The sequence below is a fragment of the Allocoleopsis sp. genome, assembly GCF_036703385.1.
GTDB lineage: Bacteria > Cyanobacteriota > Cyanobacteriia > Cyanobacteriales > Coleofasciculaceae > Allocoleopsis.
In genome coordinates this window covers 1-12,346 of the sequence record NZ_DATNPA010000378.1, presented here as the reverse complement: position 1 = coordinate 12,346, position 12,346 = coordinate 1, and the positions used below count along the sequence as shown (strand labels likewise).

The following is a 12,346-nucleotide window of genomic DNA, read 5'->3' as shown; positions in this document are numbered from 1 at the left end:
AGGAAATTTGCACTCACCATCAAGACAGCCACATTAGCTCTAGCGAGAGCCTTCTCAATTTCGTCTCGCCACTTGGCTCCCGCTTGGATTTTTGTATCATCCCAGACTAAAATGGTATCATTCCGCATCATTGGCTTGAGCATAGTCTGGAGTTTTTCCAAGCTTTTTTATCCTTGTGGCTATAGCTAATAAAGACGGGTGCATCCCAATTTTGCAAAAATACCAGGACGCGATCGCCAGTCGAGCTGATTATCGAGAATGATAATCAGTAAGAAACCCCGCACTCACTAAATTCTCTCCACAGGGTTGCGCCGCTCAATGAGCATTGGGCAAGATACAGAAAGGAATCTCCTGGAGACAGATAAACCCATGACTCCCCAAGAACAAGAGCGTCTACAAGCCTGTGTGACCGAAATTGCCCAAATCCTCTACAACAATACTCCGGCTGAGCAAATCGCTACTCTTGAAGGTTTAGAAAAGACTGTACGTCAACAGCTGAGACACAGCTTTGGCAGGGTCAAGTGAATGAAGCGATCGCTTGCTTCACTAACTGCCGTCGTAAACAAGCTCACAACTTTTGTGCCTATCTGGAAAAGCATCGCCACCGTATTGTGGACTATGGTAAGTTTCAAAAACAACAACTCAGCTCGATTGGTTCAGGAGCCGTCGAGTCGGCTGTCAAGCAAATTGACCGTAGGCTAAAAATTTCGGGGGCGCAGTGGAAGATGGAAAACGTCTGTGCGATACTTCAACTGCGATGTGCCTACCTCAATGGTCAACTTGCCATTTGAGATTTTGAAAAGAATTTAGTCCGATGCTTTTTCCAGGTGATTATCATTCTTGCCTCAACTTGAGCTGGCTAGCGATCGCGTTCTGGTATTTTTGCAAAATTGGGATGCACCCATAAAGACGGGTGCATCCCATTTTTGCGAAAATATCTGGCGATTGAAAACAAGTCACTCCTCAGCATCCGGGCGAAGCATTTGCGTTCATTTCTTGTAACCACAAACTTATATTGTTGAGCAAATGCTGACGCTCGTTCCAGGCTAACGCCTCGGCTTCGCCTAACGCTAACGCCCCTACCTCAAAAACATGTAAGTAATTGACATCAGCCTAAGCTGAAGTAAATTCAAAACAAACGGCAGAATTCGGTTGAAAAAAATAGCAAATTATGCTATTGATCGCGTAACAAGATTTTGCGGCGGCTTGGCTCCATCTGCTAACTGAATAATTTCCTTAGCCGCGCGATCGCAAACTCCAAAGTCCCCTAACAATTGGCGCATTTCTTGATAATCAGCCTGGGTTTGTTGACGCCTTTGAGGGTTAAACAAAAGCTCTAACGACTCTTTAACAATGTTCTCTGAAGTTGCGGCCTCTTGTAATAACTCCGGCACAATAGAACGCATCACTACGAGGTTAGGCGGCGACATAAAGGGAATAGAAAACTGCATCAGGCGAGCAATCCAGTAAGTCAAAGGACTCACCCGGTAAAAAACGACTTGCGGCACGTTCAAAAGCGCCAATTCCAAGTTCACCGTACCTGACTTTGTAATGGCTAAATCAGCCGCAGATAGGACTTCCTGCGTTTGACCAGAGACAAGGGTTGCCCTTAGGCCATAACGCTCGATCGCTGCTTCAATTGCAAGTCGATAAACTTCCAGAGACAAAGGAATCCAAAACAGTGGAGCTTCCGATTTTGGATTTTGAATTTTGGATTGTGGATTAGCACTTCTCCCCATCTCCCCATTCTCCAGTAATTTCGACTGGAGTTGCCTCGCTGCCTCAAAGGCTACAGGCATCATATACTTGAGTTCTTGCCGCCTAGAAGCCGGGACAAGCGCGATCGCAAGTTGATCGGGTTCAATTCCCAGTGCTGCCCTTGACTCCTGCCGCGAAGGCGTCGATCGCATCCGATCTACCAAGGGATGACCCACCCATGTCACAGAAGCTCCCTTTTTTTCAAAATAACGGGCTTCCTCTGGGAAAATTGCCAACAGTTCGTCGGTCATCTCCACAATTCTCGTCGTTTCGCGGGGCATAATCGACCGAGCAGACCAAACCCAATCCTGTGGGGCGATATAATAAACGATTGGCACCTGCGGCAGTTGACGCCGGATAAAACTGCCAAGGCTAAGGTTGGGTCCCATATAGTCAATGAGCACTACCAAATCCGGCGGGTGCTGGACAAGGTACTGCTTAGCGCAACGCTGGATTTGCAGAGTAGGCAGCACAAAAGGCAGAGATTCCAGAACACCCACGGAACCAATCCCGGTAGTATTCCCCAAGAGCGTGGCACCCGCTGCCGCCATTTTTTCGCCCCCTAGCGCCACAATCTCTAACTCTAACCCTGTGGCCTCTGCCTGACGTTTCAAGGCATCAATCAGGAGTGACCCTTGCAAATCACCGGATACCTCGCCGGTGCTGATAAAGATGGTTTTGCGTGTCATGACTCATTGGTAGATAAGAGTTGAACGGCGAGCAAGTTAAAAGTTAGCCAGTTGAATATTGAATATTAAAACGTTCAACCTTCAACCTTCCAACCTTCAACGTTCAACCTTCAACCTGCAACCCTTTGGTGCGACGACCAGGAATTAAACCACGTCGTCCCTCCATCTGAGATAACTGTAAAAATCGGCGCAGGTGCTGTAAGTGTTGGTTATCTGAAAGTAAGTCCAGATGTTCCAAAGATTGAGTCAGGGTATATCCAGAGCGGTAGAGAGTTCGGAATGCCTTTTTGAGCTGTCCGATTTCATCCGCCGTCATTCCAGAACGTTTAAGTCCTACTAAATTGAGCGATCGCACTCTGGATGGATTTCCCTCAATTAGCATGTAGGGTGGCACATCGCGGTCAATCCGGCTCATGCCACCTACCATTGCTAAACGTCCAATGTGAACAAATTGATGAATCCCCAAAACCCCACCAATCGTTGCCCTGGACTCGATGTGAACGTGACCCGCCAACGCGACCCCATTCGCAATTACCACCGAGTCGCCAAGTACACAGTTGTGGGCGACATGAACATAAGCCATTAACAAATTGCTGCTGCCAACCACCGTTGCCTCACCCGCACCCGTGGCTCGGTTAATCGTGACGTACTCCCGAATTCGGTTGTCATCGCCAATTTTAACCCCAGTAGGGGCTCCGTCATATTTAAGGTCTTGGGGTTCCGAGCCAATCACCGCACCAGGAAAGATTTGATTCCTGGCTCCAATCTCTGTTGGCCCTTCTAGCACGACATGAGCACCAATCGTCGTGCCTGGACCCACCTTGACATTATCCCCAATCACAGCATAAGCACCAATCTGAACCGTGGGGTGAAGTTCAGCGCCGGGATGGATAACAGCAGTTGGATGAATCAGTGTTGCCATAGAAGTGTTGAGTTGGATAGGAGCTCTTGCTCCTGTGCTGTGAGCTTGAGGGAGTGAGTTATGAATTTAAAACTTTACACTCAACACCGTCGTACTCAAAGCGACATTTAGTCTACGAGAGAAAACAGTAATTCGCCTTCTGCGACTCGTTGACCATCGACAACCGCACGAGAGAGCATCTTCCCAAAACGACGCCGCTTGATCGATATCAGTTCCGTTGTCATGATCAGTTGATCCCCAGGCACAACGGGACGACGAAAGCGTACCTTGTCAATGCCAGCAAAGACAAATAATCCACCCTCCAGATCGGGCAACTGAATTAAGACAATGCCTCCAACTTGAGCCATTGCTTCCACAATCATGACTCCAGGCATCATCGGTCGTCCGGGAAAATGGCCCTGAAAATACGGTTCGTTAAAGGTAACGTTCTTGAGTCCCACCGCTCGCTGGCCTGGAACGTATTCCAGGATGCGATCCACTAAGGCAAAGGGATAGCGGTGGGGTAGGAGCTTGTGAATCTCTTCAGCAGTCAGAATAGCTTTTCCCGATGAGTCAGTATTAGGCTTATCAACTGTTTCTACTGCTTCTGTGGAATTAGGATGAGTTTTAACGTCGGTCAGTATGGACATGAGTGTGCTTTGGAGGGTTGCAGGTTGCCGGTTAGTAGGCTATTGGTTAACAGGTTACAGGTTAGCAGGTTACAGGTTAGCAGGTTATAACATTCAACATTCCAACCTTCCAACGTTCAACCTTCCAACGTTCAACCCATTTGTCGCGCCAGCTCTTGAGCCAGTTGGATATGCAAATGGTGGCTGGCTTTGTAGGCGAGGAAGTGAGCCACAGGAAAAGTTCCGAGTAGACTTAAATCTCCTACTAAATCTAAAAGTTTATGACGCACTGGCTCATTTGAAAATCTTAAGGGAGGATTAAGCCATCCCGAATCGCCGCAAACTAGTGCGTTATCTAGGCTTCCGCCTTTAATTAAACCGGCTTGTCGCAAATGCTCGATTTGGTGAGCTAAACCAAAAGTACGAGCCGGTGCGATCGCATCCGCAAAAGTCTCCTGCTCAGGTGAAAAGCTATGCCATTGATTCCCGATCGCGGGTAAATCAAAGTCAATCCCATACGTAAATCTCAGGGTCGGTGCTGGCAAGGCGGCAACAAAGGCATCCCCTTGATAGACCCAGACGGGTTTCTCTAAGACAAACGCTGAGGGGGTGACTGAAGCTTCGAGACCGACTTCCTGAATCGCCTCCACCCAAAGCTTTGCCGAACCATCCAACAAAGGCACTTCGGGGCCATCAATCTCAATGCGAGCATCATTAACCCCACTACCCGCCAGCGCCGCTAACAGATGTTCTACAGTTCGCACACGCGCCTCACTCTGGGTAGAGGCAGCAAAAACATTAGCGGGTTTTGCTGTACTTTCTGCCGCTTTGCTAACGCTATTGTCCACCTCAGAGTCACGGGTTATCAGCGATCGAAGTTCAGTAGACAGTCTTGTCTCGTGAACAGCCTCTACCCGTGCTGGGATGATAGGTGACTCAGGCAGGTCAACCCGAACAAAATAGCGCCCCTCCCCAGCCGATGCGGGTAGCACCCGGACCTTTGTCACAATACCGCTATGCAATCCAACGCCCGCTCGTTCAAAAATACCACCCAAAGTGTATTTAGCCATTGGTTATTTTGTCACTAGTCATCCGTCTGAAGAGGGGTTGAACGTTGGCAGGTTTAACGTTGACAGGTTTAACGTTGGCAGGTTTAACGTCGATGCATTTTAACCTTCAAACCTGTAACCTTCAACCTTCAACCTTCAAACCTTCAACTTTTAGAAGCGCTCTCCAATCCCGAAGTGCAGTTGAGAGTCACCTTGGTCATTAAAACCATAGTCTATGCGAATCGGACCGAGTGGTGACTGCACCCGGACGCCTAGACCGTAGCCCAAACCATTACCCGGTTTACCTCGTACACCCGCTGGGTTTCCAGGGACATCGCTGCCCGAACCCAGGTCAGTAGCATAGTCTACGAACAGAGCACCCCCTATAATCGAGAAAAGAGGGAAGCGATATTCAGCGGTCGCCTGAATGAAGTTGCGTCCAGCTCCAACCTCTCCCTCGCCGTAACCCCGTACCGAGTTAACGCCACCCAGGGAAAAAGCCTCATACGGTGGCAAATCACCAAGTACCGTTCCCCCTTGAACGTTAAAGGCAAGAGCTTGAGGCCCTTTGCTAAAGTTGGTGAATTTTACAGGAATGTAGTAGCTGTAGCTTCCTCTCAAGCGGGTGAGTAAGATGTTGCCCGATCCGACTGGAATAGACTGTTCCGCACCAAATCGCAGCAGAGAACCACTTGTTGGTCGTAGGAGGTCATTGCGGCGATCGCGCACGGCACCTAGTTGAACCGTTAACAGGTCATCTCTCCCACTCTCGCTAAAGCTCAAGAGGTCATTCAATCGGTCTCTTGGTGTGATCTCGCCATCGCTATCCGTAATGGAAACCCGCTGATACTGTAAGCCCAAGGAAGCCGTCCACTCAGCAGGGCTAAAAACATCTCGTGACAACGGACGACTAAAGGTAATGCCACCGCCTGTACGCCGAACACGGGGGCGATCGCCATTCTCAAGAGGGTTATCTGGGTCGGGTAAGAGTACTTCTGGGTCACCGCCATCAAAGATCAGGGAAATTGAGCGACGGCGGAAGAAGTTCACCGTGTAAGAGGTGCGGTAAGGGTCGCCGCCAATCCAGGGGTCTGTAAACCGCACATCAAACAGAAACTCCCGCTGACCGACCTGCACTTCGGCTCCTAGGGTCTGGTTATTGCCTCCCAAGTTCTGCTGTTGATAGCTCACAGAGCCAAACAGCCCACTTGCCGAACTAATACCGCCACCCAGCGCGAGAGAGCCTGTATTTTTCTCAATCGCATCTACGACCACAACCACTTTGCGGGGGTCCGTACCGGGGGCAAACGACAACCGCACATCGTCAAAAATCCCCAGACCAAACACGCGCCGTAGGTCTTTTTGAGCCGTCTGTCGATTAAAGACATCACCCGGTTTTAACTGAACCTCTCGCGTAATGATGAAGTCACGGGTGCGGCCTCTGATCGGTTCGCCTTTCTCATTGGTTGCCTCTCCCTCTTTATTGAGGAAACGCACTCGAATATCTTCAATCACCCCTTCCGCCACGATCAAGGTAACTTTTCCATCCGCAGTGACTTGCTGAGCATCAATGACCTGAGCGAGGTCATAACCGTTATCTTTGTACCATTGGTTAACCTTCTTGATGCCCTCTTGGAGCTGGCGCAGGTTGAGAATCTTGCCATACTGCTCACTGAAAATATTATCCAGGACTTGGGCGGGCAGAACACGCTTCTCTGCGCCTTCTGGCACGGTTTGAACCGAAACATTTTGCAGCACAGGGTTAGGCTGCACCACAAAGGTGACGCGAACCCCCAAAGGCGTATCTTCTGGCTGTACATTGACACTGGAGAAATAGCCTGTGGCAAAGATCGCATTCACATCCTCCTGCAACTGCGATCGGGTGGTTGCCTGTCCCGGTCGAGTTTTAATCACGCGAAAAATTTCCTCTTCCAGTTCTCCTTGTGTCCCACTGACGGCAACTTCCGCCACAAGAACTCGTGGTTCTGGCTGTGTGGGTTGCGCTTGAGTGTCTGGAGACGGTGAGGGTTCTGGCGTTGGGGTTGGTGAGGGCGAGGATTCTGGAGTCGGGCTAGGTGACGGACTGAGCGTCGGACTAGGAGTCGGACTGGGCGCTGGGCTAGGAGTCGGACTGGGCGTCGGGCTAGGCGTTGGACTAGGTGACGGTGAGCCTTGGGTTTCAGAATTCTGTGCCGTAAGGGATGGGATACTAGAACGTTCTGGCACCGATAGGGCCTCGACAACCACGTTGTTAACCCTTGCGGATTGACTTTCTGTTGACGCCATAGTCCCCAAATCTAGGGGAACAGCCTCTTGATTGACATACACCGGCTTTAAGATGGAGCCGGAATAAGGCTCAGAGGTCGGCTCAGCTTTAGGTGCCGACACCGCTCTGTCGCTGTTGTTCGGTTCTGTTGCTTTTGGCTGGGGAGTGGGCTGATCAGGAGTTTGCCCATTCACCGGGTTGGATAAACAGAAAGTGGCTGAGGCAGCAAGCATTGCTGCTAAAAAAGGGGATAAGCGCATGTCTTTGAGCTCTTTTGACACTTCCACACACCACGTTGATTGCAAGTCAGCGAAAGACTCCAGCGAGTCTCGCTTCGCTATTAGCTTGTTATTTTTTGTCCATTGTCCATTGTCTGTGAAGAGTTTTAACGATTTACCTCTAAAAAGCTGGTTTAGTTGTTCAGGAGTTCCCCGTTCCAGGCGTCAGGAGCGATCGCATAGCGTCACGCCGATGAGCGCTTCCCGCTACCACTTCGCGATCGCTGTGCTAATGGCATCTGTAAAACAGAGCGCATATTAACAACATGTCTCCCAAGGTATCGTTCTGGAAATAAAATTTCACGAACGGTGCAGGGAATATCTTACCCTCTGGTCACCGAGTTTGTTGACAGAGACTGCCAGCAGCAATGTTCCTGACTCTCACCTCCACGACCTCAATCCGTACCTTTCTCATAAGCCTAAATAGAGCCATTAACTAGCGAAATCGGTCTTAATCGCTACATCAGCCGCTCTGTTGTTTGGCTAAGCCTAATTTAATTTAATGTTAACTTTAGCTTAATTACGAAGAAGACGGAGCCAAGCTAATTTAACGACAAAGGCTTCCCGCCAGGATAAATTTTATCAGACAAGACTTTCCTCGCATCCGAAAAAACACTAAAAAAATGCTGTTACTGGGTTAAAATATTAAGGAGTCACCGTAAAACTAGGGTTAAAAAAACATTTTTTAAGGAAATATATAAGCATTACTTGGTACCTTTTGCTAGCTCCTATAGAGTTAAGAAAAAGCCTTCACATCCTCTAGAGTTAGCTCAATTCATTGAGAACTCAATAATTGTTGTAATTAAAGCAATGAGGGAATTTATAGGAGGGAACTGAGGACTAGACCCGCTTGGCAGAAATAATCCCTCTTTTGTCACTTCCGGGACAGAACGACGATTTTTGTAGGAGCGTTAGCATTCTTACTACAAACTTGGTACAAAGCCTAAAAGCCCGATCCAAGAATGCTATGCTAACGCCTCGCTTCGCTAACGCCCAGGCTTTATGCTTCAAAATAACAAAAGAGGGATAACCTATCAGTTCTGAGCCGTGAACATAATTATCCGGTCACCTCTCCCTACTTTGTTGTCAGTGTTTCAACGCCGTCCCACCACTCAGGTGGAGGATTATCACGATAGTATGTCGATCGCTGTAGGTGGATTGAGACAGCTTGGTCAGTTGGCGGCTTTAAGGGGTAAGCCTGCTTGAAGTAGCTGAGAGCCTTGTGGAAATCTCTGTTGAGGTAGGCTTGGCGTCCTGCGGCGTAGAAATCTAAAAACCGTTTCGTGTTGTCGTTCAACGGTACATCGGATTCACCAATCAGCTCATAAATACTGACGGCTTGATTTTTCCCCTTAACCCGGATTCGATCTAATTCGCGTACCCAGATGCGATCGCGGCACAAGTTATAGGTATACTCACTCAAAATAATATCGCAGCCATACTCTTTGGTTGCGCTTTCCAGCCGAGCGCTCAGATTTACCCCATCTCCAATCACGGTATAATCCATCCGTTTTTGGGAACCAATATTGCCTGCCACCACCTCTCCTGAACTAATACCAATCCCAATCCGGATTAAAGGTTGGTTCGTCAGCATCCGCGACTGATTAAACGCCGCCAAACGCCAGCGCATATCTATGGCTGACTTAACCGCCATCCAGGCATGATTTTCTTTTAAGGGGAGGGGTGCGCCAAACACCGCCATCAGGGCATCTCCGATAAACTTATCTAAGGTACCCTCGTGGTTAAAAACGGCCTCCACCATCGTTTCAAAATACTGATTCAGCAGCGATACCACCTCAGCCGCTCCCAGATTTTCCGTCAGCGTGGTATACCCCCGGATATCAGAAAATAGAATCGTGACGTCCTTGCGCTCACCGACCATCAGGCTATCTTCACCCCGTGCCATCACTTGCTCGGCAACTCTGGGGGTCATGTAACGATACATGGTGGTTTTCATCCGCTTTTCACGCGTCATATCTTCCAACACCACGAGTCCCCCTCGTACTGTTCCCTCTAGATTCATCAAGGGGTTAACCGTCAGGTTAATACTGCGTTCAATTTCCTGGACTTGCTCCTTGGACAAGTAAGTTGAGGCATTTGAATCCCACGGGGTCTCATTCCAAGGAATATAAACATCGGGCTGATCACTTTTTGGGAGTGCCAGGATGTAGACATCACCCTCAGCACTCCAGTGAGGAGTGGTAGAGTCTTCTCGACTTCCCGTTGCTATCCCCCGACTCCCCGCCGCGCTATGCTCTAACGCTAAATGACTGGTGAGGATTGAGCGTCCTGGACGTTTACACAGACCAACAGTCAGGCTTTGTTCGGGCACATAATGTTTGAGACCTGTGGTTAGGCTACCTTGGAGACGCTCTTTGAGATTGTCGATGGGTACCACGTCCCAAACATAGCGACCTATCAGTTTGTACTCCCACAACTGTTGGGTTCTACCGTCCTTGTTGTTGTGAGGGCAACCCAGCAACGCCATCGCTGCATCATTGATGGTGACAATTCGCCCCTGCATATCTGTGGAGATTACAGCATCTGAGAGGCTTTGCAGCATGTCTTTCTGATATTGCTTTTCGATCAGGACGTTTTCAAACAGCTTGGCATTTTCCAAGGCAATCCCCGCTTGAATATTAAATGCCCTCATAAACTCTTCATCCGAACTGCTGAAGCTGCCTTGCTGCTTATTGATCAGCTGAGTCACGCCAATTAATTCATTCTTTGAGTTATAGACGGGCATACAAAGAATGTTACGAGTGATATAGCCCGTTCGTTTGTCGGTGGTGGGATCGAAGCGAGGGTCTTTGTAGGCATCGGGAATATTCAGTGTTTGGCCTGTTGAGGCTACATAACCAGCAATACCACGATTAGCAGGAATGCGAATTTCCACAAGGTCTGAACCATCAGCTGTTGCTACCTTGCTCCAAAGTTCGCCCGTCTCTTTGCTGAGCATGAACAGGGTACTACGGTCTGCCTGCATTAAATCGCGAGCCTGATCCATCACGAGACGGAGGGTTGCTTCTAAATCCAGGCTTTGACCCAGAGAGGCTGTTGCTTTGAGCAGCGCTGCGGCTCCCCGTTGGTTGCGAGCCGCCATGTAGAACGATTGACAGGTTTCGAGGATGATGCCAATTGAGGCCGCAAAGTCACGGAATCGCTGTTCATCATCGGCATCAAAGGGCATACCCCCCGCTTTGTTTAACAGCTGTACCACCGCAACAACTTGTTTGCTGCTGCTCAGAATCGGCATACACAGGAGGGTGTGAGTACGATAACCGGGACGTTCGTCTACTTCTTTGTTAAATAAATAGTGATTGTAGGCATCGGGTATATTAAGACACTCCCCTGTTGTGGCAACATGTCCTGCCAGACCAACATTTAGCGGAATTCGGACTTCTATGGGCTTATTGATTTCGCCTTGGGGGATTTTGGCCCAAAGTTGACCTTTGTCGGCGTCAACCAGGAAGATAGTTGTGCGATCGGCTTGTAGGATTTGACCTATCTTTAGGGTGAAGGCATCCATCACCTGCTCCAACATTGTTTCCAGGGCTTCGTTGTTAATCATTTCGATCGCCCGCAGAAATTGCTGGAATTCAGCAGTGATAAAGTCCAACAAGCAGATGAATTCCGGAACGGATAAGTCTTTGACGCGATGAGTCAGGGCGCTTGTCCGATTGAGTTGGGTTAACTGAGTCAGGGTAGCTAGGATGCTGCCGACGTTGGAGAGTGTCATAGTTATGGCTGTTCAACAGCTGTCATGTAATCCAGCTTGTAGAGACTGATGAGGGTGACTAAACTGGGGAGATGAGGTTTTGTTGAGAAACCTAAGACAACGTGACTCAGACCGTAAGATGCACGCTAGAGCGCAAAACGTGGTATAACACCTAAAAAATAAGATGATAACACTAGTGACATAGGGACTACCAAAAACAAGCAGTCCTAACTACGAATGTATCCACTCCTCCAAAGTAAAACAAGGGGGATATACCCAATCTCAGAAGACTTCAGCAAGAATTTTTAACGAAATCGCCTTTGTTTGCCCTTACAAGATTGGGATGCTCCCTTGACCATCAACCTCCAATGAACGGGATCTACCGAAGGCAGCAGTGCTTCGCTATCTCGCTCGTTACCCTTGAATATTAAGCCGCTGTTGACATTGACCCAGACAAAACCACAGCTCTGTAGTAATTTTGCAACTGGCTTGTAGCGGCGGCCCATCCCCAACGCTCGGCTTCCGTCCTAGCGTTTTGCCGCAGGGTTTCCCGTTCTTCTTGCCGTTCTAACAGACGTACTGTTGCTGCGATCGCACCACCGTCATCGGCTGGGTCAAATAGGTAGCCATTCACCCCATCCGTCACAATGTCCGGAATGCCCCCAGAACGTGCAGCAACCACAGGACAACCGGCTGCCATTGCTTCTAGTAAAACTAATCCTAGGGTTTCTGTCCGCGATGGGAAGACAAAGGCATCGGAGGAGGCAAAGGCCGCACCCAAGTCTTTTCCAGTGAGGTAGCCAACAAAATGGGTGGGTGTCCCACCAAAGTTTTTTTCCAGGGCGCTGCGATGGGGGCCATCTCCAACTAAGGCGAGGCGGGCGTTGGGAATGGCGTCTAAAACCGGCTTGATCCGCTCAATCTCTTTTTCTGCCGAAAGACGCCCCACATAGAGGAGGAGGGGGCTTTCTGGGTGTCCTTGAGAGAGGTGCGATCGCATTTCCTGAGAAACCAAGCTGGGATGAAATGTTTCGGTATCAACCCCTCGTTGCCACAAG

The 12,346-nt window shown here is 49.2% G+C and carries 9 protein-coding genes and 1 pseudogene; 3 read left to right on the top strand and 7 right to left on the bottom strand.

Translation table 11 applies throughout. The features are described 5' to 3' along the window. The first annotated feature begins 318 nt into the window (after positions 1–318). Positions 319–525, top strand: coding sequence for a hypothetical protein (locus V6C93_RS18810; protein ID WP_333478199.1), 207 nt, complete (start codon positions 319–321; stop codon positions 523–525). After that, positions 495–791 (top strand): annotated as a pseudogene (locus tag V6C93_RS18805) (ISKra4 family transposase); the annotation flags it as partial. The gene V6C93_RS18810 and the pseudogene V6C93_RS18805, both read left to right, overlap by 31 nt. Positions 792–1,169: 378 nt before the next feature. Here the strand turns inward: V6C93_RS18805 and lpxB are convergent. The 5 genes from lpxB to V6C93_RS18780 form a co-directional block, all read right to left on the bottom strand. Further along, positions 1,170–2,447 carry a lipid-A-disaccharide synthase gene (lpxB, locus tag V6C93_RS18800; RefSeq protein WP_333478198.1) on the bottom strand — a complete coding sequence of 426 codons (1,278 nt, stop codon included), beginning with the start codon at positions 2,445–2,447 and terminating at the stop codon, positions 1,170–1,172. A 103-nt stretch (positions 2,448–2,550) separates the two neighbouring features. Beyond that, positions 2,551–3,369 carry an acyl-ACP--UDP-N-acetylglucosamine O-acyltransferase gene (gene lpxA, locus V6C93_RS18795; RefSeq protein WP_333478197.1) on the bottom strand — a complete coding sequence of 273 codons (819 nt, stop codon included), beginning with the start codon at positions 3,367–3,369 and terminating at the stop codon, positions 2,551–2,553. Positions 3,370–3,476: 107 nt separating this feature from the next. Continuing rightward, positions 3,477–3,998, bottom strand: coding sequence for a 3-hydroxyacyl-ACP dehydratase FabZ (fabZ, locus tag V6C93_RS18790; protein WP_333478196.1), 522 nt, complete (start codon positions 3,996–3,998; stop codon positions 3,477–3,479). A 131-nt stretch (positions 3,999–4,129) separates the two neighbouring features. Next, positions 4,130–5,047, bottom strand: coding sequence for a UDP-3-O-acyl-N-acetylglucosamine deacetylase (gene lpxC / locus V6C93_RS18785; protein WP_333478195.1), 918 nt, complete (start codon positions 5,045–5,047; stop codon positions 4,130–4,132). Between the two features lie 150 nt (positions 5,048–5,197). Continuing rightward, a complete protein-coding gene (locus V6C93_RS18780; protein ID WP_333478194.1) occupies positions 5,198–7,552 on the bottom strand; it encodes a BamA/TamA family outer membrane protein in 2,355 nt (784 codons plus the stop codon). On the opposite strand from V6C93_RS18780, the gene V6C93_RS18775 reads away from it, so the two are divergent. Beyond that, positions 7,551–7,832, top strand: a complete 282-nt coding sequence (locus V6C93_RS18775) for a hypothetical protein (RefSeq protein WP_333478193.1) — start codon at positions 7,551–7,553, stop codon at positions 7,830–7,832. The two genes, V6C93_RS18780 and V6C93_RS18775, sit on opposite strands and share 2 nt — an antisense overlap. Positions 7,833–8,645: 813 nt before the next feature. On the opposite strand, the gene V6C93_RS18770 is transcribed toward V6C93_RS18775, so the two are convergent. Both V6C93_RS18770 and V6C93_RS18765 read right to left on the bottom strand, forming a co-directional pair. After that, the gene (locus tag V6C93_RS18770; protein WP_333478192.1) at positions 8,646–11,309 is read right to left on the bottom strand and encodes a GAF domain-containing protein; all 2,664 of its coding nucleotides are present in this window, start codon (positions 11,307–11,309) and stop codon (positions 8,646–8,648) included. A gap of 406 nt (positions 11,310–11,715) precedes the next feature. Then, positions 11,716–12,346, bottom strand: a 631-nt coding sequence (locus V6C93_RS18765; RefSeq protein WP_333478191.1) for a glycosyltransferase, incomplete at its 5' end; no start/stop codon positions are given.